This is a genomic window from Streptomyces bacillaris, from assembly GCF_003268675.1.
In the GTDB taxonomy this organism is placed as follows: domain Bacteria; phylum Actinomycetota; class Actinomycetes; order Streptomycetales; family Streptomycetaceae; genus Streptomyces; species Streptomyces bacillaris.
Window position 1 is genome coordinate 7,126,564 of the sequence record NZ_CP029378.1, and the last position, 24,374, is coordinate 7,150,937.

At 70.0% G+C, this 24,374-nt stretch carries 18 protein-coding genes and 2 pseudogenes; 11 read left to right on the forward strand and 9 right to left on the reverse strand.

Annotated elements, in window-relative coordinates; genetic code table 11:
* Positions 1-142 precede the first annotated feature (142 nt).
* Positions 143-352 (forward strand): transposase, encoded by a 210-nt coding sequence (locus DJ476_RS31105; protein WP_162638813.1) that lies wholly within the window; start codon positions 143-145, stop codon positions 350-352.
* Between the two features lie 135 nt (positions 353-487).
* On the opposite strand, the gene DJ476_RS31110 is transcribed toward DJ476_RS31105, so the two are convergent.
* The gene (locus DJ476_RS31110) at positions 488-877 is read right to left on the reverse strand and encodes a cupin domain-containing protein (RefSeq protein WP_112492067.1); all 390 of its coding nucleotides are present in this window, start codon (positions 875-877) and stop codon (positions 488-490) included.
* 739 nt (positions 878-1,616) lie between these two features.
* Complete coding sequence (aztA, locus tag DJ476_RS31115) at positions 1,617-2,360, reverse strand: zinc ABC transporter ATP-binding protein AztA (RefSeq protein WP_112492068.1); 744 nt, start codon at positions 2,358-2,360, stop codon at positions 1,617-1,619.
* 15 nt (positions 2,361-2,375) lie between these two features.
* On the opposite strand from aztA, the gene aztB reads away from it, so the two are divergent.
* The 8 genes from aztB (at position 2,376) to DJ476_RS31155 (ending at position 11,937) form a co-directional block, all read left to right on the forward strand.
* Positions 2,376-3,239, forward strand: a complete 864-nt coding sequence (gene aztB / locus DJ476_RS31120) for a zinc ABC transporter permease AztB (RefSeq protein ID WP_112492069.1) — start codon at positions 2,376-2,378, stop codon at positions 3,237-3,239.
* A 21-nt stretch (positions 3,240-3,260) separates the two neighbouring features.
* Positions 3,261-4,496 (forward strand): hypothetical protein, encoded by a 1,236-nt coding sequence (locus DJ476_RS31125; protein ID WP_112492070.1) that lies wholly within the window; start codon positions 3,261-3,263, stop codon positions 4,494-4,496.
* Positions 4,493-5,470, forward strand: coding sequence for a zinc ABC transporter substrate-binding protein AztC (aztC, locus tag DJ476_RS31130; RefSeq protein WP_103417880.1), 978 nt, complete (start codon positions 4,493-4,495; stop codon positions 5,468-5,470). Before DJ476_RS31125 ends, aztC begins: the two co-directional genes overlap by 4 nt.
* A gap of 106 nt (positions 5,471-5,576) precedes the next feature.
* Positions 5,577-6,776 (forward strand): zinc metallochaperone AztD, encoded by a 1,200-nt coding sequence (gene aztD, locus DJ476_RS31135; RefSeq protein ID WP_103417881.1) that lies wholly within the window; start codon positions 5,577-5,579, stop codon positions 6,774-6,776.
* Positions 6,777-6,994: 218 nt separating this feature from the next.
* Positions 6,995-8,500, forward strand: coding sequence for a Y4yA family PLP-dependent enzyme (locus tag DJ476_RS31140; protein ID WP_318294818.1), 1,506 nt, complete (start codon positions 6,995-6,997; stop codon positions 8,498-8,500).
* Positions 8,490-9,827, forward strand: a complete 1,338-nt coding sequence (locus tag DJ476_RS31145; RefSeq protein WP_112492072.1) for a pyridoxal-phosphate dependent enzyme — start codon at positions 8,490-8,492, stop codon at positions 9,825-9,827. Before DJ476_RS31140 ends, DJ476_RS31145 begins: the two co-directional genes overlap by 11 nt.
* Positions 9,824-11,047 (forward strand): aminotransferase class V-fold PLP-dependent enzyme, encoded by a 1,224-nt coding sequence (locus DJ476_RS31150; RefSeq protein WP_112492073.1) that lies wholly within the window; start codon positions 9,824-9,826, stop codon positions 11,045-11,047. The genes DJ476_RS31145 and DJ476_RS31150 overlap by 4 nt, the downstream gene beginning before the upstream one ends.
* A gap of 80 nt (positions 11,048-11,127) precedes the next feature.
* On the forward strand, positions 11,128-11,937 hold the full coding sequence (locus DJ476_RS31155; protein ID WP_103417885.1) for a class I SAM-dependent methyltransferase: 810 nt from the start codon (positions 11,128-11,130) through the stop codon (positions 11,935-11,937).
* Positions 11,938-11,979: 42 nt separating this feature from the next.
* On the opposite strand, the gene DJ476_RS31160 is transcribed toward DJ476_RS31155, so the two are convergent.
* The 3 genes and pseudogenes from DJ476_RS31160 to DJ476_RS35850 all read right to left on the reverse strand — a co-directional run.
* On the reverse strand, positions 11,980-12,510 hold the full coding sequence (locus tag DJ476_RS31160) for a GNAT family N-acetyltransferase (RefSeq protein ID WP_318294819.1): 531 nt from the start codon (positions 12,508-12,510) through the stop codon (positions 11,980-11,982).
* Positions 12,511-12,625: 115 nt separating this feature from the next.
* Entirely contained in the window at positions 12,626-13,021 is a 396-nt protein-coding gene (locus DJ476_RS31165; protein ID WP_103417887.1) for a Fur family transcriptional regulator, read from the reverse strand.
* A 199-nt stretch (positions 13,022-13,220) separates the two neighbouring features.
* Positions 13,221-13,448 (reverse strand): annotated as a pseudogene (locus tag DJ476_RS35850) (winged helix-turn-helix domain-containing protein); the annotation flags it as partial.
* A 755-nt stretch (positions 13,449-14,203) separates the two neighbouring features.
* Here DJ476_RS35850 and DJ476_RS31175 point away from each other — a divergent pair.
* Positions 14,204-15,460, forward strand: coding sequence for a YncE family protein (locus DJ476_RS31175; RefSeq protein ID WP_107499805.1), 1,257 nt, complete (start codon positions 14,204-14,206; stop codon positions 15,458-15,460).
* A 203-nt stretch (positions 15,461-15,663) separates the two neighbouring features.
* On the opposite strand, the gene adhE is transcribed toward DJ476_RS31175, so the two are convergent.
* The 3 genes and pseudogenes from adhE to DJ476_RS35855 form a co-directional block, all read right to left on the reverse strand.
* On the reverse strand, positions 15,664-18,306 hold the full coding sequence (gene adhE, locus DJ476_RS31180; RefSeq protein WP_103417889.1) for a bifunctional acetaldehyde-CoA/alcohol dehydrogenase: 2,643 nt from the start codon (positions 18,304-18,306) through the stop codon (positions 15,664-15,666).
* A gap of 219 nt (positions 18,307-18,525) precedes the next feature.
* A complete protein-coding gene (locus DJ476_RS31185; RefSeq protein ID WP_162638815.1) occupies positions 18,526-19,176 on the reverse strand; it encodes a CBS domain-containing protein in 651 nt (216 codons plus the stop codon).
* A gap of 1,993 nt (positions 19,177-21,169) precedes the next feature.
* Positions 21,170-21,298, reverse strand: a pseudogene (locus tag DJ476_RS35855) (MFS transporter); the annotation flags it as partial.
* A gap of 203 nt (positions 21,299-21,501) precedes the next feature.
* Here DJ476_RS35855 and DJ476_RS31200 point away from each other — a divergent pair.
* Positions 21,502-21,924 (forward strand): pyridoxamine 5'-phosphate oxidase family protein, encoded by a 423-nt coding sequence (locus DJ476_RS31200; RefSeq protein WP_103417891.1) that lies wholly within the window; start codon positions 21,502-21,504, stop codon positions 21,922-21,924.
* A 1,011-nt stretch (positions 21,925-22,935) separates the two neighbouring features.
* On the opposite strand, the gene DJ476_RS31210 is transcribed toward DJ476_RS31200, so the two are convergent.
* Entirely contained in the window at positions 22,936-24,141 is a 1,206-nt protein-coding gene (locus DJ476_RS31210; protein ID WP_112492076.1) for a globin domain-containing protein, read from the reverse strand.
* Positions 24,142-24,374 lie beyond the last annotated feature (233 nt).

The window sequence follows — 24,374 nt, forward strand, 5'->3', positions numbered from 1 at the left end:
CGTGGGCAGTGTCCCGGGGGCGAGCGTAGCCGCGGGGGTCGCCCGGGCGGAACGCCCCGGCTCCGCCCGGTCGCGGTAGCGGGCCGCGCGGAGCGGGGGTGACTGCCGGCGGTGGTCACCGGTGGATGTTCTCGGTGCACCGGTGACCACCACCGTCTTGATCTCGTGCACGGTGGTGTCCGGTCCGCAGGCGCAAGACGACCGCTCGCTTTCCGACGGTGATCGCACCGGGCGCCGTCGGGACCTTCGTGAAGTGACGGACGCGATCGCCCACAAGTTCCGGACCGGCACGCAGCGGGACCCCCTGCCGGGGGAGTACGGCGACTGGCAGGGGGTCTGCAACCGCCTGTGAGAACTGCGAGCAGCACCGTCGAAGCACTGACGTGGCATCGTCCCCCGCTACGAAAGACCGCCACCACCTACCTGGCCGGACTCCACATCGCAGTCGTCTTCCCCCGGGTCCGCCAGGTGATCCAAGCGAAACTGCCTAGCCCCGCAGGCGGCCCCGCTTCCCTTCCGGCACCGCGTATCCGGGCACCGAAGGCCAGCGAACGGTCAGCAGAACCGACTCCTCCTCGGCGCGCCACGAGTGACCGACATCCCGTCCCCACACGACGTAGTCACCTTGTTCCTGCAGAAGAACGCTGTGGCCCGGAAAGTCGACCCGGAAGCGCCCGCTGATGAGCACCAGGAGGGCTGTCCGTCTCTCGTTCTCGACCCACTGCGCTCGCTCGTCACCGCGAGGGTGGACACCCCACTTGATCTCCACAGCTTGGCTATGACGCGGATCGTCCACATCCTTGAAGTGCCCGAGAAGCCAACCCCGGTCCAGAGCCGCGTCCTTGCCCGCGTTGCTCACGTACACGCTGTCATCCACGCTTCGCCACGCTAGCAGTGGCTCGCCCGTAGGAGCGGACCGGCATCCGCCCATGTCCGACCCCTCCCCGCCTCACGGGAATCCCGTCGACGCCGGGACGAGGAGGGAGTCGCAGGTGACCCGCGCTGAGTTCCCGCCCTCGCGGGGCCGGGCAGAGGCGAGGGGCGGCCGGCTGCTCGCGCTCGCTCGTACAGGGCTCCGCCGCCTCTCTATGGCCGGGCCGCTATCCGAGGCGACTCTTGAGTCCGCACCGCTCTGCTCCAAGACGGCTTTCCCTTCATACGAGCTCCCTCCGACCAGCCAGCCATGTGGGGCCTGACCAGGTACCGTGACGGTCGTCTCAGGGGAGGTTGGCGGACACGAACGTCGATAATGCGGAGCGCCGGGTGCGGCTGTCGTTCCTCGGGTAGCTCCCAGGATGTGACGACTGTAGGGGCGCTTTCCGGCCGTACCAAATAGGAGGGGTGAACCAGCAGCTCCAGCGAGCGGCTCGGCCGTTGCCCGACGGGGTGTGGGGATCGTAGGCCCCTGGAACATCGACGGCCTGGGGGAAGTTCGCGACCTCCCCGCGCGGACTCAAGCGTTGAGCCGACGCGCACCAGCCTGCCCGTCCGGCGTGAGTGCCCGCCGGGCAGGCGGTCGTGCGGGATAGGGCCTGCTGTCCGGGGCGAACACCCGGGTTCTGGGCATCGCTCGGCCCTGCCCGGCACGGCCGTCGAGGTTGCGTGCGCCGGGCTCCTCAGATCGTTTGCCAGATTCGCGTCAGTGACGACGTGGTGAGGACCTGGTCCGGATGCCCCTGCCCCACGAGGCGGCCGTCCTGGAGCAGGAGGCAGGTGTCGGCCGCGCGCGCCACCTCAAGGTCGTGTGTGGCCTGGACGATCGTCACCCCGTCGGCGACGAGTTCCGTCAGCAGTGCCCCGATCCGGTCCCTGGCCTCCGGGTCCAGGCCGGTGGTCGGCTCGTCGAGTAGTAGCAGGTCCGATTCCTGTGCCAGACCTTGGGCGATGAGGGCGCGTTGCCGCTGCCCGCCCGAGAGTTCGCCCAGTTGGCGTGAGGCGAGGTCGCCGATACCGAGCCGGTCGAGGGCCGCGTCCACGGTTGCGTGGTCCCGTGCGGTGAGCCGGCGCCATGGACCGCGCTCGCCCCAGCGCCCCATCTCCACGGTCTGCCGAACGGTGAGCGGAAGAGTGTCGCCCACTGCTCCGCGCTGCGGCACGAAGGCGGGCGGCCGGTCACCGGCGCGGAAGAGGTCGCCGGATGTCGGCTTGATCACACCCGCGAGCACGCCGAGCAGGGTCGACTTGCCGCTGCCGTTCGGGCCGACAAGCGCCGTCGTGGTCAACCCCGTTATTTCTCCGCTGACTTGATCGAGGACAGGGCGCCCTGGATAGCCGGCGCACAGCTCCGAGAAGCGGAGGGAAGCAGTCCGGCCGGCGGAGGGCGTGGGTGAGGTGCGCGGTTTGTTGAACATGATTTTCATTGTAGTGTCCGGTGCATGGAATGGTTGACGGTCCCGTTCGAGGTGACCTTCGTGCAGCGGGCCCTGTGGGGCGGGATGCTGGTGTCCGCGATCTGCGCGCTGGCGGGCACCTGGGTGGTGCTGAGGGGGATGGCCTTCCTCGGTGACGCCATGTCCCACGGGCTGCTGCCGGGCGTCGCGGTCGCCGCGCTCCTCGGCGGCAATCTGATGGCGGGCGCGGTGGTCAGCGCCGCCGTCATGACGGCGGGCGTCACCGCGCTGGGCCGTACGCCGAAGCTGTCGCAGGACACCGGCATCGGGCTGCTGTTCGTCGGCATGCTCTCGCTCGGTGTGATCATCGTGTCCCGCTCCCAGTCCTTCGCGGTCGACCTGACCGGATTCCTCTTCGGGGACGTCCTCGCCGTCAGACAGCAGGACCTCCTCGTGCTCGCGGCGGCACTGCTCGCGGCACTGACGGTCTCGGTCCTCGGCCACCGTGCCTTCCTGGCCCTCGCGTTCGACGCGCGCAAGGCCCACACCCTGGGGCTGCGGCCGCGCCTGGCCCACGCCGTACTCCTCGGCCTGCTCGGCCTGGCGATCGTCGCCTCGTTCCACATCGTGGGAACGCTGCTCGTCCTCGGCCTGCTCATCGCGCCACCGGCGGCCGCCCTGCCCTGGGCCCGCTCCGTACGCGGAGTCATGGCGCTCGCCGCCCTGACCGGCAGCGCGGCCACGTTCGGCGGCCTGCTGCTGTCCTGGCACCTGAGCACCGCGGCCGGCGCGACCGTCGCAGCCCTCGCGGTGGGTCTGTTCTTCCTCTCCCACGTGCTGTCCGGCCTGCGTGACCGCCGTACACGCCAGGTTCACTCCCCGGCGGCACCCCTGCTCGAAGCCAACTGAAAGAAGCCGGAAGCGATCGACATGACGATCCGCAGAAACGTCACTCCCTGGGCATCGGCCGCCCTGGTGCTCACCGCGCTGCTCACCACGAGCTGCGCGGGAAAGGAGCCCAACGCCACGCGATCCGAGGCGAAACCCCCGTCCTCCACTCCGCACGGGTACGTCGAGGGGGCCCAGGAGACCGCCGAACAGCAGTCCCGGCTCCTCCTGAACGACCCCGGCAGCGGAAACACCAGGGTCCTCGACCTCGTCACCGGCAAGGTACACAGGACGACTCAGGTGAAGGACGCCGTTCGGTTGGGCATGGACGGCAGGTTCGGCTACCTTCAAGCAGCCGACGGCACCCATGTGCTCGACAGCGGCGCGTGGATGGTGGACCACGGCGACCATGTCCACTACTACAGCGCGGCGACACGGGACGTGGGCGAGATTCCCGCAGGCAGCCAGGCGCGCATACGCAGTGATGTCGCCGTCACCGCGGTGACCGACGAGAACGGCCGGACCGTCCTCTACGACCGCGGCAAGCTGGAGAAGGGGAAGATCGCTACTTCCCGGACGCTGGGCGGCACTTACGTCGGCGCCGTCGTGCCGTACGAGGAGCACCTGCTCGCCTTCGCGAACCAGGGTGGCACCACGGAACTCGTCGTCCTCGACCGCAAGGGCGAACGCGTGGCCTCCCCGGACGTGGCGTGCGAAGCCCCTGGAGGAGACGGGGTCACCCGGCGCGGCGTGATCCTCGGCTGCGCCGACGGCGCCCTGCTCGTGCGTGCGCAGGACGGTGCCTTCACCGCCGAGAAGATCCCGTACGGAAAGCACGTCCCGGAGGAGGAACGCGCCACCTCCTTCCGCCATCGCCCAGGCAGCGACACCCTCACCGCCCTGGCCGGGGGCGACGCCGTCTGGGTCCTGGACGTCGCCGAGCGGAACTGGAAGCGGGTGGAGACCGGGCCCGTCGTTGCGGCCAACACGGCCGGGGAGGGCTCCCCGCTGCTCGTTCTGGAGACCGACGGCTCCGTACACGGCTATGACATCGCGACCGGAAAGCAGACCGCACGGACCAAACCCCTGCTGACAGCAGGGAAACGGGACGACTCCGCCGGCTCCGCCCCCGTCATCGAGGTCGACCGCAGCCGCGCCTACGTCAACGACCCCGAGGGCAAGAAGGTGTTCGAAATCGACTACAACGACGGCCTGCGCATCGCGCGCACCTTCGACCTGGACGTCAAGCCCGTCCTCATGGCGGAGACCGGCCGATGACTCGAACCGAAGCGAAGCGTCGCGCGGAGGTGGTCACCGCTCGCCTGCGACGTCTGGTCGCGGGCCTCCTCGTCCTCGTGACCGCGATGACCGCCACCGCCTGCACCACCGGTGACGACCGGCCCAGCATCGTCGTCACGACCAACATCCTCGGTGACGTCACCCGCGAGATAGTGGGCGAAGAGGCCCATGTCAGCGTCCTGATGAAGCCCAACGCCGACCCGCACTCCTTCGGGCTGTCGGCGGTCCAGGCCGCCGAGCTGGAACAGGCCGACCTGGTCGTCCACAACGGCCTGGGCCTGGAGGAGAACGTCCTGCGGCACGTGGACGCCGCCCGCGCGGCCGGTGTCGCCACCTTCGCGGCCGGCGAGGCGGCCGACCCGCTCACCTTCCACACCGCCGACGACGGCGGGCCCGAGGGCGAGGAAGGACAGCCCGACCCGCACTTCTGGACGGACCCCGACCGGATGCGCAAGGTCACCGGCCTGATAGCCGACCGGGTCGTCGAACACGTCAAGGGTGTGGACCCCGGCACGATACGGGCCAACGCCGACCGCTACACCAAGCAGCTCACGGACCTCACCACCTGGATGGAGAAGTCCTTCGGCCGCGTCCCCGCGGACCGGCGCGCCCTCGTCACCAACCACCACGTCTTCGGCTACCTCGCCGACCGCTTCGGCTTGGAGGTGATCGGCGCGGTCATCCCCAGCGGCACCACGCTGGCCTCACCCAGCTCCTCGGATCTGCGCTCCCTCACCCAGGCGATGGAGAGAGCGGGCGTACGCACCGTCTTCGCGGACTCCTCCCAGCCCCGACGGCTCGCCGACGTACTCCGTACGGAGACGGGCGGCGGGGTCCGCGTCGTCGCACTCCACTCGGAGTCCCTGACCGCCGAGGGCGCGGGAGCCGACACCTACCTGCGGATGATGCGCTCCAACACCACCGCCATGGTCACCGGTCTGACCGGCACCTGACCACCAGATCCTGAACCCCCGCTCCTCCCGGCACACCCGCCCGTCGGGCGTCGGAGTGCCGTACCCCCATGCCGCCACCGCGCGGCGCAGAAAGGAACACCGACCGATGAACACGTCGATACGCGGCAGAGCCCTCACCGGTACCGCACTCGCCCTGGCCGCCGCCGCGGTCCTGACCGCTTGCGGAGGGGAGAGCTCCTCCACCGCCACCAAGTCCGACGGAGCCGCGAGCACCACGCCCGCGGTCGCGGTGAAGGAGCCGCTGGTCGCCACCTTCGACGGCGGCCTCTACATCCTCGACGGCGAGAGCCTGAAGCTTGCCAGGACCATCGAGCTGCCCGGCTTCAACCGGGTCAACCCCGCTGGCGACAAGGACCACGTCATGGTCTCCACGGACAGCGGATTCCGTGTCCTGAACGCCACCGGTCAGGCTCTCACCGACATCGAGTACAAGGGCTCCAAGCCGGGCCACGTCGTCCGTCACGCCGCAAAGACTGTGCTCTTCACCGACGGCACCGGAGAGGTCAACGTCTTCGACCCCACCGCACTGAGCAGCGGGAAGAAGCCGGCAGGGCGCACCTACACCTCCGCCGAGGCGCACCACGGCGTCGCCATCGAGCTGGCCGACGGCAAGCTCGTGAGCACCCTGGGCAACGAGGAGAAGCGCACCGGGGCCCTGGTGCTGGACCGGAACAACAAGGAGATCGCGCGCAACGAGGACTGCCCCGGCGTCCACGGCGAAGCCGCCGCCAAGAACGAAGCCGTCGCCGTTGGCTGCGAGGACGGCATCCTGATCTACCAGAACGGCACGTTCACCAAGATCGACTCACCCGACGACTACGGCCGGATCGGCAACCAGGCCGGCAGCGACGCCTCGCCCGTTCTGCTGGGTGACTACAAGAGCGACCCCGAGGCCGAGCTGGAACGCCCCACCCGCGTCTCCCTCATCGACACCGAGAAGAAGAAGCTGCGCCTGGTCGACCTGGGCACCAGCTACTCCTTCCGCTCGCTGGCCCGCGGCCCGCACGGTGAGGCCCTGGTCCTCGGAACCGACGGCGCCCTCCACGTCATCGACCCGGAGACCGGCACGATCGAGAAGAAGATCCCCGTCGTGGGCGAGTGGCAGGAGCCGCTGGACTGGCAGCAGGCCAGGCCCACCCTGTTCGTGCGCGGGCACGTCGCCTACGTCTCCGAGCCCGGCAAGAAGGCGCTGCACGCCATCGACGTGGAGACGGGGAAGAAGATCACCTCCGTCACCCTGCCGAAGAGCACCAACGAGCTGTCGGGCGTCGTCGCCGGACACTGACCGCGTGTGCGCCCTCGCCACCACGGCTCGCCGCCGCGGCGGCGAGGGCACACGCATCCACGGCAGCGCGCTCGACCGTGACCTCAGCACTCTCTCCCTGAGCAGGGGCCTGCGCCCGGGAACCGGACCTACGAGGCTTAGGAGCGGTTGTACCTGGAAACGACTACTCCCGAGCGATCGCCGCTTCGGTGGTCGGCCGACACCGGGAGAGGCCATACGTGGACGCGCCCCTATATCTGAGGCCCAGGGTGGAGCCGCCGCTCGACGCACTGCTGACGGACCGGCACTTCCTGCACTCGCTCGTCGACGCGCTGGGTTCGCCGCTCAACGTGCTGCTCCCCGAGGCCGTGGCCAAGAACGCCGCCAGCTTTCGGACCGTCTACGACCGCCACCATCTCACCGGACGCGTGTACTTCGCGCACAAGGCGAATCGTTCCAGCGCCCTGCTGCGGCGACTGGCGGCGGAGGACCCGGCCGCCGTCGGCGTCGACGTCGCATCCGTGGAGGAGCTCAGGCACGCACTCGGGTGCGGGTTCACCGGCGACCGCATCATGGCCACCGGCGCCAAGGACGCCGCGTTCCTCTGGCTGGCCGCCCGAGTCGGAGCGACCGTCAACCTGGACTCGCCCGGCGAACTGGAACGGCTCTCCGGTCTGGTGCGCGCGCACGGGCTCGGCCGGGTTGACGTGCTGGTGCGCCTGTCAGGTTTCGAGTACGCCTCCGGCCGCGAGGGAGCGGGCACCCGACTGCTCTCCCGGCGCAGCAGGTTCGGCACTCCGTTGCGGGACACGGAGGCGCTGCTGTCGGCGCTCGAACGCAACGCGGAGACGGTGGAGTTCGTCGGCGCCGCTTATCACCTCGACACCACCGGCTTGGAGGAGAAGGCGCGGGCGCTGGAGCAGTGCGTGCTGTTCATGGACGAATGCCGGGCACGAGGGCTATCGCCGCGCTCCCTGGACATCGGGGGCGGATTCGGCGTCGGCTACGTCGCCGAGGCGGAGGAGTGGGAGCGGTGGACAACCGCGCTGACCGAGGCGGTGCTCGGTGTCCGCCCGCCGCTGACCTGGCGCGGTCACGGATACGGGCTGCGCAACGAGGGCGGTACGGTGCGCGGTGCGGCCGCGCTGTACGCCGCGCACCGCCCCACCGCAGGCCCCGGGTACCTCGACGAGCTGCTCTCCCTGCCCGCGCCGGTGCTGGGCCGCCCACCCGCCACCCTGCTTCTGGAGCACCTCCACGACCTGCACATCGAACCGGGGCGCTCTCTCGTCGACCAGTGCGGACTGTCGCTCGCGCGCGTGCTGGACGTACGCCCCGCTGACCCGGACTCGGGGCAGTACCTGGTGCACCTCGCCATGAACGCGGGTGACATGAGCCTGGAGGAGCACGGCGTCCTGGTGGACCCCGTTCTGCTGCCGAGGGGCGGAACCACCGCAGCCGGTGACGGGAAGCCGGTCGGTGTCCATCTGATGGGCAACCTCTGCCTGGAAGGTGACCTCATCACGCGCCGTCTGGTCTATCTGCCGCGGCTGCCGGTGGCGGGGGACCTGCTGGCTTTCGTCAACACCGCGGGGTACGCGATGGACTTCCACGCCCACCGCGCACAGCGGCAGCCGGTCGCGCGGACGGTCGCGGTGGAGCGACGGGGCGAATCCTGGAACTGGTGCCCGGACGAGGACTACTGGCCGATCACACCCGTAGGGGAGCAGCCGGATGAGGTATGACAGCATCACCGAGGCCATAGGCAACACGCCTCTGGTGCGCATCGATCCCGCCGTGCACGGACTGCGCAACATCGACCTCTACGCCAAACTGGAGATGCTCAACCCCTTCGGGTCCGTCAAGGACCGGCCCGCGTGGCACATGGCCCGGCCTCACCTGGAGGCTGCCACCAGTGGTGACGGGACAGTTGTGGAGCTTTCCAGCGGCAACACCGCCAAGGCACTGGCCCTGCTGGCCGGTATGCACGGCGTGAAGTTCAAGAGCGTCACCAATCGCATGCGTGTGCCCGAGATCAAGGAACTTCTGCTGCTTCTCGGCGCGGAGATCGAGGAACTTCCCGGGCGCAGCGAGTGCCTCGACCCGACCGACACGGACGACCCGCTGACACACTTCCACCGAGCGCTCGCCGACCCGGGGAGCACGTATCTGCACACCGACCAGTACTTCAACCCCCGCAACGTCGAGGCCCACGCGGAGGGCACCGGCCCCGAGATCGTCAAGGATCTGGACGGCAGGGCGCCGGACTGGTTCATCGCCTGTGTGGGTACGGCCGGTTCGTCGACCGGTGTCGCCAGGGTCCTGCGTGAGCACGACCCGCGCGTGCGGGTGCTCGGCCTGGTCGCCCACAAATCGGACTTCATACCGGGTATCCGCACCATCGACGAGGTCCACCAGGTCGGCCTGTTCGACCCGGCGACGTACGACACCATCGAGTCGGTCACCTCGGACGAGGCCATCGACGGAATGATCACCCTGATCCGCCGCTGCGGACTGCTGAGCGGACCGACCGGCGGAGCCGCCTACCAAGGGGCGGTTCGGCAACTGCGGTACGCCGACGAGGAGCTGGATGGGACGGGGCAGCGTCGTACGGCGGTGTTCATCGTGTGCGACCGGGCCGAGAGCTATCTCAGCTATGTGCGTCAGCGGCGCCCGGAGCTCCTGGGCCGAACGGGCCGTGGGCGTTCCGCGGCGGCCGTCACCGACGCCGAGGCCCGAGCGGAGGCTCGCGTCATCGAAGTGGACGACGCCCGGCGCTGGTTTGCCGAGGGCGATCCTCGCCCACTCGTCGTCGACCTGCGCAGCCCGCACGCCTATGCCGCCCTGCACATCGAGGGCTCGCTCAACATCGTCGACGAGGTGTTCGAGGAACTGCTCCGTGGCGGGCTCCCCTTCAGCAAGCGCACTCCCGTACTCCTCGCCTGTCCCGTCGGCGAGAAGTCACTGCGTTACGCTGCCGCGCTGTCCCGGATGGGTCACCCGGACGTCCGCAGTCTGGCGGGCGGGATCGTCGCCTGGCGGGATGCGGGCGCACCGCTGGTGCGCGAATGAGCACGGCGGACCCGCTCCCTTCCGCGGATCCCGGGAACCCGTCCTGGCAGCGGGAAGCGAGGGAACAGTTCCCCATCGTCACCGCGCACCCGGAGCTTGCCTACCTCGACAGCGCTGCCACGTCCCAGAAGCCACGAGCCGTGCTGGAGGCCGTTCAGACCTACCTCACGACGTCGAACGCCAACGCCGGCCGCGGCACCTACCCCTGGGCCAACCGGACGACGGAACTGGTGGAGTCGACCCGGGAACGCGTCAAGGAGTTCCTCCACGACCCCGAACCGGGCCGCTCCGGCGTTCACTTCACCAGTGGCACCACCGAGGGCCTGCGCACCGTCGCCCGTGACTGGCTCGTGCCGTACCTCGACGACGGGGACGAGATCCTCGTGCCGTACGCCGACCACCGGGCCAATCTGGACCCCTGGATCGAGGCCCGGCGGCTCCTGGCCGAGCGCGGTGTCCAGGTGCGCGTGCAGGCGCTGCCCTACCAAGCAGGCTCCGGAGACTACGACCATCGGGTCTTGGCTCAGGCTGTGGGCCCGCGGACCCGTTTCGTGGCCGCCACCCACGTCCACCACGTCTACGGCGGTGACATGAACGTGCACCGTATCCGCGAGGCGGTCGGCCCGGACGTGGCCATCTGCCTGGACGCGGCGCAGAGCGTCGGCCACCTGCCCGTCCACCTCGACGACCCGTCCCTCGACGTGGACTTCGTGGTTTTTTCGGGGCACAAGGCGATGGCTCTGCCGGGCTCAGGCGTGATCTGGGCGCGCAATACGCGAGGGCCGACGTTCCGGCCGGAGGGCTGGAAGGGGACGCCCAACACGACCGGCATCGTCTCGCTACGGGCCGCCCTGGACTGGCTCGACACCATCGGGCCGGAGTGCGTCGCCCACTGGACGACCGCGCTCGCCACCCGGTTGACGGACCGGCTCGCGCTTCTGGGACCGTACGAGATCATCGGCTGTCAGGCGAGCCTGTCCGCCGACTCCGCCCTGCCCGCCGAGCAGCGCCGACGCGGCATCGTCACCTTCCGGCACCGCGACATCCCCTCGGATGATCTCGGGTTCATTCTCTTCAGCCACGGCTTCATGGTGCGGGCCGACAACCTGTGCCAGGCCGGCTCCGACGCTCGGGACGCTTCGGTACGCGTGAGCCTGCACGTGTACAACACGGTGGAGGAGATCGACCGGCTGCTGGTAGTCCTCGCGTCGTTGGCATGAACAGCAATTGATAATCGTTACCATCTGTAGCACCGTCGGTGCTCCCGCACGGACGAGCGACAGACGAGGTGACGCAAGCTATGGGTGTGAGCATGGCGACGGCCAGGACCTGGGTCGAGCGCTGGGAACGCCAGCAGGAGCGGTACGCGGTGGACCGGGAGGAGCGGTTCACCGTGATCGCCGATATCGTCGAGCACGTCGTCGTCGGCCGCGCCGACCCCCTGCTGCTCGATCTCGGGTGCGGCCCCGGCTCGCTGGCCGCCAGGCTCGCCGCCCGCTTCCCGCACGCCGAGATCGTGGCCGCCGACATGGACCCCGTGCTGCTGGAACTGGGACGCACCCACCATGCCGACGCCGCCCGCTACGTCGACACCGTCATCGGCGCGGACGGCTGGACCGACCTGCTCCGGCTGGACCGCCCCTTGGACGCGGCCGTCTCGACGACCGCCCTGCACTACCTGACCGAGCCGGTGCTGTTGCGCACCTACCGTGCCCTCGCGTCCCTGCTGCGCCCCGGCGGCGTCCTGGTCAACGGGGACCACTTCCCGCCGGATGCGGCGGCCTGCTCGGAGCTCACCGCCCATGTGGGCCGTCGCAGGTCCGAACGCTCGGGCAGCCACGCGTGCGAGGACTGGCTGTCCTGGTGGGACGCCGCGGACCGGGACCCCGAACTGACCGACCTCCTCGATGAACGTCGGCGGCGCCATGCCCTCCATGGCGGCCGCGGTGGCGACCAGCGGATCGCGGTGGGCCGACACGCCGCACTGCTGCGTCGGGCCGGCTTCGCCCACGTCGCGCCGGTCTGGCAGTTCGGAGACAGCACCGTACTGGTGGCGGTCATGGGGGGCGCGGACGGGCTTTCCTCGTCCGCCGGAACCCGAGGTCGGTGAGCGGTTCGCTCGACGCCTGCGAGAACAGAACTGCCGACGCTCTCACAGGGCCAGACTCATCAGGATCTCGTCGCGGTCGTCGCCGGGGGAGACGCGCAGCGCGCCCGGCCACCTGCCGACCTCCTCCCAGCCCGCCTTGCGGTAGAACTCCTCCAGCCCCAGGCCGGACCGTACGGCGAGTTGCAGCCGCTCCAGCCCCATCTCGGCGCGCGCGACACCCTGGGCGTACCGCATCATCGCCGCGCCAACGCCCCTGCCACGGAAGTGCACGTGTGTCTGAACGTGGTTCAACACGCCGCAATGCACCGCGAGGGGATGCGCCTCGCGGCGCAGCAGCAGCCAGCCCGCGAGTACGCCGTCCACCCTCGCCACGAGGAGTCTGCTGTGGTCGGGGGACAGTTCACGACTGATTCGCTCGACCGCCGGGCGGAGCGCGGCCTGGGCCACCGGCGGAAGCGGGCAACCCGTCGGGACGACGGCCCCTCCCGCGTTGACGACCGCCGTCCAGCACGCCGTGAGCTCCCGCCGGACGGCTTCGGTGGCGTGATGAGGCCGACTGAGTTGTGCGATCACGGTGCTGGGTACCGTCTCGGACGCTGTCACACCCGTCAGCTTGCCAGCACCTTGCGGATCTCCGCCACGAGCTGCCGAACCGGAGCGCGCGCTGCCGACCGGGTGTGAACCCCGCTCAGGCGCGCTGTTCCGCTGGATCGCGCGCGGTTACGTCGACGCGGCAGCGGTCGCAGACGCCGGAGAGTTCCACGGTGTGTTCCACCTCGGTGAATCTCATGGTCTCGGCGACGCCGTCCGCCCACCGTTCCACGGGGTCGGCGTCGACCGCCGCACTGAAGCCGCAGTCGCGACAGACGAGGTAGTGGCGGTGGCCGTCGGTGGGCCGGGGACGGTAGAGACGTTCTCCGGTCCTGTCCCGCACGACGTCGACCTGTCCGGCGCGCTCCAGGGCGCGCAGGGTCCGGTAGACCGTGGTCAGGCCGACGGTGATGCCCTCGGTTTCGAGGGTCTCGTGCAGTTCCTGTGCGGAGGCGAAGTCGGCTCGGTCGTACAGGGCGCTCAGGACAGCCATCCGCTGCCGCGTCGGGCGCCGGTGACTGCGTTGCCGGTGCGTCGCGCAGGACGCCCACCTCCCAGTAGGCGGGGCCGGTTGGCTGTGTGCCAAGGACCTCGCCGCCGTCCTTCCTCGCCTCCGCCCGGATCGCCGGCCAGGTCTCCTCGTGCCAGCGCCGCACGGCCTCCGGGTCCTGCTCGACGGCCCGCTTGTCCGGCCGCTGGAACGACAGCCCCCACCGCTTCAGGTACTTGCCCACCCCCACCTCGGTCAGCCGCACCCGGTACAGCTTCGCGATCAGGTCACCGACCAGCCGCCGCGTCCACAACTGCCCGCTCAGCCCCACGTCGCAGGGCCGGTGATCAAGGACCGCCTGCCGCACGGCGGCCTGCTCGGCGTCCCCGAGCACCTGACGCACCCCGACCGGCCTACCGCGCGGCTGCATGACCAGCGCCTCCCGCCCGCCGACCTGCCACTTCGCCCGCCAGACGTCGACCGCCTTCAGCGACACCCCCAACACCGCCGCCACGTCCTCACGGCCCCACCCCGCCACCCGACGCGGCCACCGCCCGCAACCGCAGCGCCTCGTGCGCCGACGGCGACAGATGCCGCGCGTCCCCCACCAGATTGCTCACACCCAGCTCAACGACCCAGAATGACAAGCGATTCGGATCAACATGACGCTCGGGTTGCCGGTGTGCGGAGGAAGTCGGGAGGCTGCGGGTGGCTGACCGCCGTTGTCCTGGCGAAGATCACTGACTTCGCCCGGGAGTTCGATGCCTCTTGCCCGTCGTGCGGACCCAACTGCTCCGACGGGCCTTCGACGCGTAGCGGGCTCTTGGCTGATGCAGGCACGTGGTGGTGTCGCCGCTCTCTGCCCCACCGCTGAACACCGCGATGGTCGAGTGATCCCTCATCGGGCCAATGCGAGGAGGCCCTGCGCTCGGCGTTGCTGGATCTTGCTGGCGGCATGCGCGACGCCCGCGGCAAGGCGGCTCATGCGAGTCGGCCCGCGGCGACCGTCGGGAAGGCTCGATCGCACCCGCCGGATGGGACTCTTCTCAAGTTCCCCTCCGCTGGCTACGTTACCTCCAGTAATAGAAGCGGGCCTCTCTGACGCCGCGCCGCCCGTCCCTGCCCCTGGAGTTCACCTTGACGCGTTCTGCTCCTCGTCGTCCGCGCCGTCGGCGCCCCTTCGGCGTGACCGTCCTTGTCGCCGTGGGGCTGACGGCAGGCGCGGTGTCCACCCTCCCCGGCCGGGCCGACGCGAGCGAGGTCCCGAAGGAGGCACGGGCAAACCGTTCGGAGGAGCTCAGGGAGGTGTTCTTCGTCGGCAACAACTGGGAGGGCACCGCCGACGTCATCAACTCGCGTGGTGACTACGCCAAGATCGGCCGCATCGACATGATCCCCGACAAGAAGGAGCGCCTGTGGGAGATCTACCTCGACCCCGTCAAGCTCGCGTTCTTCCTCGGCATCCGGCTCGGGCCGGGTGAGGGGCACGACCAGTACGTCGACGACATGTACACCACGAAGGACGGCAGGTCCGTGATCGCCTCCCGGCCCAGTTTCGCCGACGTGGTCTCCATAGACGTGGCGAGCGGCAAGATCAACTGGCGTTTCCCGGTGTCCGGATTCCGCTCCGACCACATGGCGGTCTCCCCCGACGGGACCCAGGTCGCCGTCTCCGCCTCCACCTCCAACACCGTCCACGTCCTGGACATGGCGACGGGCAAGGAGGCGGGCAGGTTCACGGCGGGTGACAAGCCGCACGAGAACGTCTACACCGACGGCGGCAAGTACCTCTGGAACATGGCCATCGGCGAGGTCAACACCGACTTGGACGCGCCCTGGCAGGACTTCACCAAGGGCGACCGGCGCATCACCGTCGCCGACGCGAAGACCTTCCAGGTCAAGAAGGTCATCGACATGCGCGAGCGGCTGGACGCCTTCGGCCGCAAGGACCTGTCCGACGCCCTGCGCCCCGTCGCCTTCACGCCCGACGAGTCCAAGATGTACTTCCAGGTCTCCTTCTTCAACGGCTTCGTCGAGTACGACGTGCACACGGACAAGATCACCCGGGTGAGGACGCTGCCGAAGAACCCGGACACCAGTGACGATCGCACCACCTATGTCAACGACTCCCGCCACCACGGCATGTCCATGAGCCCCCGGGGTGACAAGCTCTGCATCGCCGGGACCATGGACGACTACGTCACCGTCGTGAACCGCGAGTCCCTTCAGGAGGGCCCGCTCGTCACCGCCTCCAAGCCGTACTGGGCCACCGTCAGCGGAGACGGCAAGCACTGCGTGGTGTCCGAGAGCGGCACCGACCAGGTGACGGCGATCGACTTCGCCACCGGCGAGAAGGTCACCTCCATCCCTGTCGGCGACCACCCGCAGCGGGTCCGCCTCGGCCACGTCCCTACGGACTGGACGGGCCCCACCACCAGCTGAGACGCACCGGACCCCGAGCCTCATGCCGCTCCGCCCCGAACTCGCCGCGTCGAATCCGACGGGGGTCCGGGAACAGTTCCCCCCGCTCCCAGTCCGGGTCGCCAAGCACTCCGGACGGTGATCGGGCCTGCGGGCGGTCCTCCGCCAGTGCTGCCAGGGGAGAACCTTGGCAGCAGCTCCGCGCGGAGATGACCGCCCCGTGCTCAGCCGTAGTAAGCCGTGCGCATCAGCTCCCGCATGTCGTCCAGCATCGGCATGCGGGGGTTCGCCGGTGCGCACTGGTCCTCGTAGGCGTTGATGGCCTGCTGCGGAAGCGCGTCCAGGAAGGTCCGTTCGTCGACCCCCAGCGCCTTGAACGTCGGCTCGATGCCGACGGCGTCGCGCAGGCGCTCGACGGCCGCGGCGAGGGACTCCACGCCCTCGGCCGGGGTCGTGGCGGGCAGCCCCAGGGCGCGTGCGATGTCCTGGAAGCGTTCGGGAGCGCGGTAGTCCTCGTACTTGGGCCAGCCGGTCAGCTTCGTCGGTATGGTGCCGTTGTAGCGGATGACATGGGGGAGCAGCACGGCGTTGGTGCGCCCGTGCGCGATGTGGAAGGTCGCACCGAGGGTGTGGGACATGGCGTGGACGATGCCGAGGAAGGCGTTTCCGAAGGCCATGCCGGCGATGGTGCCGGCGTTGTGCATCTTCTCCCGGGCTTCCGGGGCGCCCTCGCGGTCGGTGACCGCTGCCTCCAGGTGGTCGAAGACCAGGCGGATGGCGTGCAGCGCGAGGCCGTCGGTGAAGTCGTTGGCGTAGACGGACGCGTACGCCTCGATGGCGTGGGTGAGGGCGTCGAAGCCGCTGTCGGCAGCGAGGGCAGGGGGCAGGACCGTGGTGAGCAGGGGGTCGATGATGGCCACGCTGGGCGTGAGCGCGTAGTCGGCCAGGGGGTACTTCTTGCCGGTGGCGGGATCGGAGATGACGGCGAAGGGGGTGACCTCGGCACCGGTGCCGGAGGTGGTGGGCACGCAGACCAGACGGGCCAGCTTGCCCAGGGCGGGGAAGCGGAAGGCGCGCTTGCGGATGTCGGAGAACTTCTGCCGCATGTCCGCGAAGTCGATGCCGGGCTGCTCGTACAGCAGCCACATGACCTTGGCGGCGTCCATGGGGGAACCGCCGCCGAGCGCGATGATCGTGTCGGGGCGGAAGTCCCGCATGAGGTCGGCACCGTGCTGGACGGAGTCGATGCTGGGTTCGGGCTGGACGTTGTCGATGATCTGGAGGGTGACCGGTTCCCGACGCTGCTGCAGTGCGCGGCTGATGCGGTCGACGAACCCGAGGCGGGTCATGGTGGCGTCCGTGACGATGGTGACGCGGTGGACGTCGGGCATGGAGGTCAGGTAGCGGATGGCCTGCGGTTCGAAGTAGATCTTCGGTGGGACCTTGAACCACTGGAGGTTGTTGCGGCGGGTGGAGACTCGCTTGACGTTCAGCAGCTGGGCGGCGGAGACGTTGTTGGAGACCGAGGTGCTGCCCCAGGAGCCGCAACCCAAGGTGAGTGAGGGCAGCAAGCCGTTGTAGATGCCGCCGATCGCGCCCTGGGAGGAGGGGGAGTTGACGATGATCCGGGCGGTCTTCATCCGCATGCCGTACGCCTCCGCCACAGCCGCGTCCTCGGTGTGGATGACGGCGCTGTGGCCCTGACCGTGGAAGGCGACCATGTCGGCGGCCAGGTCGAAGCCGTGACGTTCGTCCTCGGCCCGCAGCACGGCGAGCACCGGGCAGAGCTTCTCGCGGGTCAACGGCTCGTCGGGGCCGACGCGTTCGGCTTGGACGAGGATGACCGAGGTGTTCTCCGGCACCGAGAACCCGGCCCTCTCGGCGATCCACGCGGGGCTCTGGCCGACAGCGGCGGCGTTGACCTTGGGCTCGCAGCCGCCCCCCGAACCACCGGTGGCCGGGAACAGGAAGGTCTCCAGCTTCGCCTTCTCCTGTGGGGTGGCCAGATGGGCGTGCAGGGTGCTGAACTCGGCGAGTGCCGCGTCGTGGATCTCCGTGTCCAGGATGACGGCCTGCTCGGAGGCGCAGATCATGCCGTTGTCGAACGACTTGGACAGCACCAGGTCGTTGACGGCCCTGCGCAGCTTGGCGCTGCGGTGGACGTATGCGGGGACGTTGCCGGCGCCGACGCCGAGTGCGGGCTTGCCGGCCGAGTAGGCGGCCTTGACCATGGCGTTGCCGCCGGTGGCGAGGATCAGGGAGACCCCGGGGTGCCGCATCAGCGTGTTGGTCGCCTCGACGGAAGGGGCCTCGATCCACTGCACGCAGTGCTCCGGTGCACCGGCGGCGACGGCCGCGTCCCGTACGACGCGGGCCGCTTCGGCACTGCACCGCTGGGAGGAGGGGTGGAACGCGAAGATCACCGGGTTTCGGGTCTTCAGCGCCATCAGTGCTTTGAAAATCGTGGTCGAGGTCGGGTTGGTGACGGGGGTGACCGCGGCCACCACGCCCACCGGTTCGGCGATCTCGACCATGTTCTCGATGTCGTCCCGGCCGATGACTCCGACGGTCTTCATGCGGTCCATGCTGTGCGTGACGTGCTCGCAGGCGAACATGTTCTTGGCGGCCTTGTCCTCGAAGACCCCGCGTCCCGTCTCCTCGACCGCCAGACGGGCCAGCGCGGTGTGCTGGTCCAGGGCTGCTACCGACGCCTTCTTGACGATGTGGTCGACCTGTTCCTGGGTGAGGCTCTCGTAGTCGGCGAGTGCCTTGAGACCGGCCGCGACCAGACGGTCCACGGCGACCTCGGCGTCGGACCGGGCGTCGGTCCTGGCGCGGTCCTCGGTCCGTACGTCCTGTCGGGTCATGGTGGTGTGCCTCCGTTGTCAGGGGCCGCCGTGGTGTGCGGCGGTGCCGGCCGGGAGCGGTGCGACGGTGAACCGCCCGGCTCTCTGCCCTCACTGTCCTTCGGTGCCGACTGGTGCAGGAGGACCCGGAGGGCCTTCGTCGACGCCGTCCGGCCCGCCTCGGTAGGGACCGTCGGCCCAGGCCGCCCGAGCCGCCGGTCGAGGCTGCTCGCCGGGCGCTCATGAACTCCCGATGCGAGCGGGTCCGGCCGGTGCCGGACAGTCGTCGATGCGGTAGCCCAGACCGTTCACCACTCCGACCACGCCTTCGAGGCGCCAGGCGGCGTAGACGATCTCCGGTACCCGGGAACGCAGTTCCACCCGGCCCTCGAGAGTGATGACACCGTCGCGAACGGAGACGAGGACCGTGTCGGACGGCAGTCCCTCCGCTCCGCCGACGATCTCCTCGGTCACCTCTCGGCGGATGTCCTCGTCCGCACGCAGGAAGACCCGGAGGAGGTCGCGGCGGGTGGCGATGCCGATCAGGCGGTCGGCCTCGTCCACCACGGGCAGCCGCTCTACACCGCGGCGCTCCATGAGCCGGGCGGCGTCCGGTACGGACTGCTCCGGGTGCACGGTGACGGCCGGGCTTGACATCACCTCCTGCGCGGTCACGGCCTGGCGCGGAGCTGAGCCTTCCCGATACGCCTGGGCGCCTACCAGATCGCTTCCGGACAGCACACCGAGGACTTTGTCGTCGGCGTCGACCACCGGCAGGCCGCTGATCCGGTGGTGGTCGAGCAGTCGCACGACCTCCTTGAACGGTGTCGTCGGGCCGGCCTGCACGACTTCCCGTGTCATGACCTCACCGACAGTGCGAGGGGTGACCATCAATCCTCCTTCACGAGCACGGGCAGAGAGAGCCGGATCCGATGGCCGACTCCGACGCCCCGCCACATCTGGCAGGCGCCGCGTGACGCCCACTTCTGCGAGCCGTCCCGCCACGGGGTCCACGCGTTCGCCCGACAGGTGCCGCCGTGGTGGGTCCGTTCGGCAGCGGTCGTGGAGCGCTCGGATGATGCCGCAGGTCTCACGGGCACCGAGGCGCCGGGCGCCCCCTTGCTCCACTGCCGGTGACCGTGCCGCCACACCTCAAGACTGCCGCGCTCCGCAGTCACGTACCAGGGGCGGCCGGTCCTGGTGGGGAGGGCGACCCGGCCCTGGCCAGAGGGCCGAGGAGCCCCGCGCCCCGGCTGCCGCCCGCTCCCCTCGGTCCCCTCCGGGGCGGCGGCCCGGCCGGCCTCCGGGCGTGGTGCCTCCGGAGCGCGGAACGGCGAGCAGGAGACGTGGCTCGGCCCGGTCGTGGGGAAGAAGTGCGCCGAGCCGGACCCCGCCTGGAGGTGGCACCGGCAAGGAGGCTCTCGGCGACGATCGCGCCGCGCGCCCGGCTCTGTGCGGCGCCCACAACGGCGGAGCAGCCGAACGCGGCGCCAGGATCGGAGCCCGCCTCCGTGAGAAACAGGAGGCCGGGCCATCCTCAGGATGCCTGGCATGGGACCGGCTCCCCAAACGGAGCTCGTCAGCGCGGACCTGCGGTGACCTCACCGGTTCGCCGACCTCGACCGTTTGGCCGGGTTCGCCGGTTCGGCCCGTTCCCCTGGGACTCGGCAGAGGACGCAAGCGGAGGGCCGAATCGAGGCAGGACCAACCCACTTCAGCACGATGGTGTTACGAGCTCTTCCGGCTGAAAGGAGGGGGCTCGGTCCGTGCCTGCCGACTCCGTCAGCTTTTCGAGCTGCGCGGCGATCACCTCGTCCGGGGCCTCGCCCGCCTTCTTGTGCGCGACCAGGCTCTGCCAGCCGAAGACGGCCACATGGGGCCCGCTGCGCACCACCCGGTACCAAGTGCACCGTTCCCGCCAGCTCCCTTCTGTAGGCGAAGGCATCGTCGGCCGGGCCCGGGCCCGGGTCGCGGTCGGGGAGAGCGGTGACGGTCGGGTCGAGGCCCATGTCGTCCTCGTAGCTGGTGCAGTTCGTCGCCGCGTTGCGAACGGGTGAGGGGTTCTTCGGCGTCGGCGGCCTTGCCATAGGCGTAGAGAGTGATGTCGGTGGCCTTCGTGTCCGTCTTCGGGCGGACGGATCGGGCCGCCGCCGCGGTCGGCGCCGGTTCGGGCGGGCGCAGCCGGATGTCCTCCATGGGCTGGCAGGCTGCCGGGTCGGCGGGCTTCCTCTTGGCCCCGAGGACGGTGCCCTGCTCGAAGACGGTGAAGGTGTATTTCGGGCAGGTCCGCTTCGGCGACCGCCACGCTCTCGAGGCCGGCGGCCTCCAACGGGCCGTCGCTCGTCCTCCCCGCCGACTTGCCCCTCGCTGCTTCCTCGGTCACTGCACTGCCTCCGCTGTCTCCGGCCCCATCGCCGCCTCCGCAGCCGGCCGGCAGGGCCACCGTCGCCAGCGTCACCACGACGACCGGAACCGGCCGCAGTCCGTCCACCTTCATTCCCGCTCCCTCGGTAGTGGCGCCCGGGTGCGTCGGCACCGGGGGCGCATCTCGAAGCACGGTGACAGAGCGCGACAGCTTCGGCGTCAACCAAAGTACGTACAGCTGCTCCGCGCATCAGGCGGTTGTCGGCAGTCGCGGGCCTCGGCGAGTGCCGCGTCGCAACCGCCTTGGCCCGGATGACGGCCTCTTCGGCGGCGCAGGTCATGCCGACGGTGCACGAGGGGCCGCTCCCAGCCGGAGGGACGACCTGTTCACAGCCGTGGAGGCTGTCGGACTCTCGTCCATCCGTGCGTTCCCCGACGCGATGAGGGGCTCGGGCACCGCCCTCGACGTGGGGGTGAGCGATGTGAGGCCGGGTGAGGTGGCGCAGCGGCGCGGGTGACCCGCCGCGGTGATCAGGAACGGCGCGGACATGCTGTGGGCGTCGACCAACTTCACCGTGGTCAGGGCGCTGATGTCGGTGCCACCCATACCCACGCCGAAGACTCCGATGGCGAGACCGCGCCGCCGGGGCGCCGGGGCGGCATGGGCCAAGAGGCCCTGCCGCGAGGCTGACGGTCCTCCACCGAATCCGGCCGGCCCTCTCTTCGAAACCACTCCCCGGGTTGCCCACAGGACTCGGTCGGAGCGGGGGATGCGGCCGTCTGCCGCCGGGATCCGCAGAAGGGGCCGACCGGCCCTACCCGGCGTCACACCGCGACGCGAAGAATGGTGGGATGCTCGAGAACGACGCCCTTCGCATTCTCGACCGGATGGAATGCCTTCGTCTGCTGGCCAAGGTGCCGCTCGGCCGGGTCGTGTACACCCGGCAGGCGCTGCCCGCGGTCCTCCCGGTCAACTTCTTCCTGGACGAGGACGACTCCGTTCTGCTGTACACCTCGGCGGTCTCTGACCTCGTGCAGGCCATTGATGGTGCCGTGGTCGCTTTCGAGGCGGACGAGTTCACCATGGCGACCCGGTCGGGCTGGAGCGTGGTCGTCACCGGTCGGGCCGGCGTGGTGGCCGAGCCCGACGAGCACGAACGGCTCTCGCGGTCCGGCCCGCATTCCTGGATGCCCGTACGTGACGGTGTCTTCGTGCGCATCGAGTCCGAGTTGGTCACGGGACGCGAGATCACAGGCACGCGTACGGTCGGCTGAGGCGGAAGCCGCGAGCGTTGCCGCATGCCTGTCCGCTCTGCGAAGCCGACCGGACACGGTCGACCGGGTGAGGCGGCCCTCCCACCGGAGACTGCCGACCTGGGCATGGGGGCGGCGCGGCGCACGCGGGGTGCGGCTGCCCTCGGGGCCGTACCCGGACCGGATCAGCGACTGCGGGCACCGCTGCTGCAATCCGCTCACCGCCGCCGCAGATCCATCCCTTCCATCGCCCGGTGCAGCATGGAGGTGCGTATCCCGTACGAGGTCGCTGTGAGCAACACGTGTTGCAGCGTTAGGCCTGTCCTCGGCCCGTCCTTGTGCCGGTCCCGCGCCGTCCACAACAGCGCTACCTGCGAGTGGTGTTCGAAGTGCAGGGCAGGAAGGTGCGGCACGGGTAGCTGACCGGTGAAGTCCCGTATCGGAATGCGACCGGACGCGTCCGGGGCTCCCACCGCGTAGACGGGGAGGCCGTACCCGGAGTCGAGCCCTGGGGCGGTGAGCAGCGGTGCGCATCCGCCGTGCGGCCGGGGCGGGAGGCGTTACGGACCTCGCCCGCCTCGGTCAACCGCAGCAGACGCCTGGTCCCTACGATGCCGGTGACCTCGAGGCGCGCGCCCTGCGCGTGCGCCTCAGTGATCATCTCTGTCACGATCGCTTCAAGGGCGTGGCCACCGCCGCGGCCAGCAGGGTCTGGACGGCGGTGGCATCGATTTCCCGCGTCCTCATGGCGGCTCTCCTTCGCAGGCTCACGTGTGTCACTCACCCTGCGGCACGCGGGTTGGTCGCCCCTCCCTGCGCGCCACACGGCCCTGAACCGTGGCCCGCCGGGGCCAGGGACAGGGTGGGGCCGACCAGTACAACCCGGACGGACCGCAGGAGTGCGCAGGGCAAGAACCTCCGCAGGCGGCTCGTCAAGCAGCTACCGGTGGTTGGCGACGACGGCCGCTCCTCGCCGCCGGGTCTCCCTCACTGATCGGGTCGTCGACACCACGACCCTCGCACCGCCTGCGCTCATGCTTCCGTGTGGGCCAGCCACAGGTCGGGGCCGAAGACCTCGTAGCGGATGTGGCGCGCCGGGACGCCTGACTGGAGCAGCTGTGCCCTGACGGCCCGCATGAAGGGCAGGGAGCCGCAAAGGTAGACGTCGGTGTCGCCGGACGGGTTCAGCCCTTTGAGGTCCATCAGGCCGGAATGGGCGCCGGGCTCGGCAGCGGCGTTCTGCTCGTACCAGAACTCGGCGCGGGCGGCAGGCAGGTGACCGACCAGTCGGCGTGTGTCCGAGCGCAGGGCGTGGTCTGCCGGAGAACGGTCGGCGTGCAGCACTGTGATGGGGCGGGTGGCCCCGGTCGCCGCGAGGTGTTCGAGCATGCCGACCATCGGGGTGCAGCCGATGCCGGCCGAGACCAGCAGCAGAGGGCTGTCGGCCTCGTCGAGGACCACATCGCCGAACGGAGCGGACAGGGTGAGTTCGTCACCGGCCCCGACGGTGCGGTGCAACTGGGTGGACACCTCGCCCTCGGGCGCGCCGGACAGGCTCGCCACCCGTTTCACGGTGACCCGGCGCAGCTGGTCGCCGGGGGCGCCCGACAGGCTGTACTGGCGCACCTGGTGTATGCCGTCGGGCATCCGCACCCTGACGCTGACGTACTGGCCGGCGCGGGCGGGTGGCACGGGACCCTCGTCGGCCGGGCGCAGCAGGAAGGAGACCACGTCGGGGGTCTCCTCGCGCCGTTCCACCACCGTCCACCGCCGCCAGGGGTGACGGGGGTCGATCTGCGCCTCCTGATAGAGACGGGCTTCCTGGGCGATCAGGGCGCCGGCCATGAGCCAGTACACCTCGTCCCAAGCGGCGGCCACCTGCGGCGTGACCGCTTCGCCGAGCACCTCCGCGATGGCACGGAAGAGGTACTTGTGGACGATCGTGTACTGGTCCTCGGTCACACCGAGCGCGGCATGCTTGTGGGCGATCCGGGAAAGCAGCGCGTCCGGCCTGGTGTCGGGATCGGCGAGCAGCGCCTGCGCGAAGGCGGCGATGGAACCGGCGAGAGCACGGCGCTGACCACCGCTGGCCTGGTTGCCGCGGTTGAACAGCCCGTCCAGCAGTTCGGGCTGCTCGGCGAACATGGTGCCGTAGAACCGAGCCGTGATCTCGTCCAGAGCCCCGCCGACGGCGGGCAGGGTTGCGCGGACGACGGCGGCCGAATCGGGCGAAAGCATGGGTCTCCTCGACAAGGTGGTGTGCAGGGGAACTGTGCTCACCATCCTGGCGGTCCCGGTGCGGGGCCAGATGGGCCGATCGGCCTTCCCTGTGGGGCCGATCGGCTCGGGGCCCCGGAGGTCAGGCAACGGACCGGCCGGCCGGGCGCGCGAGCGCGTCGGCCCTACCGCTCCTCGTCCGGAACGGGCCGTGCGTCCTCGCGTCCACTGCCCCCGGCAGAACACGCCGGTGG

Coding starts and splice junctions, on each gene's coding strand:
- aztA (WP_112492068.1), bottom strand. CDS start 2,360: ATGAAAATCATGTTCAACAAACCGCGCACCTCACCCACGCCCTCCGCC.
- aztB (WP_112492069.1), top strand. CDS start 2,376: ATGGAATGGTTGACGGTCCCGTTCGAGGTGACCTTCGTGCAGCGGGCC.
- DJ476_RS31125 (WP_112492070.1), top strand. CDS start 3,261: ATGACGATCCGCAGAAACGTCACTCCCTGGGCATCGGCCGCCCTGGTG.
- aztC (WP_103417880.1), top strand. CDS start 4,493: ATGACTCGAACCGAAGCGAAGCGTCGCGCGGAGGTGGTCACCGCTCGC.
- aztD (WP_103417881.1), top strand. CDS start 5,577: ATGAACACGTCGATACGCGGCAGAGCCCTCACCGGTACCGCACTCGCC.
- DJ476_RS31145 (WP_112492072.1), top strand. CDS start 8,490: ATGAGGTATGACAGCATCACCGAGGCCATAGGCAACACGCCTCTGGTG.
- DJ476_RS31150 (WP_112492073.1), top strand. CDS start 9,824: ATGAGCACGGCGGACCCGCTCCCTTCCGCGGATCCCGGGAACCCGTCC.
- DJ476_RS31155 (WP_103417885.1), top strand. CDS start 11,128: ATGGGTGTGAGCATGGCGACGGCCAGGACCTGGGTCGAGCGCTGGGAA.
- DJ476_RS31165 (WP_103417887.1), bottom strand. CDS start 13,021: ATGGCTGTCCTGAGCGCCCTGTACGACCGAGCCGACTTCGCCTCCGCA.
- adhE (WP_103417889.1), bottom strand. CDS start 18,306: ATGACCCGACAGGACGTACGGACCGAGGACCGCGCCAGGACCGACGCC.
- DJ476_RS31185 (WP_162638815.1), bottom strand. CDS start 19,176: ATGGTCACCCCTCGCACTGTCGGTGAGGTCATGACACGGGAAGTCGTG.
- DJ476_RS31200 (WP_103417891.1), top strand. CDS start 21,502: ATGCTCGAGAACGACGCCCTTCGCATTCTCGACCGGATGGAATGCCTT.
- DJ476_RS31210 (WP_112492076.1), bottom strand. CDS start 24,141: ATGCTTTCGCCCGATTCGGCCGCCGTCGTCCGCGCAACCCTGCCCGCC.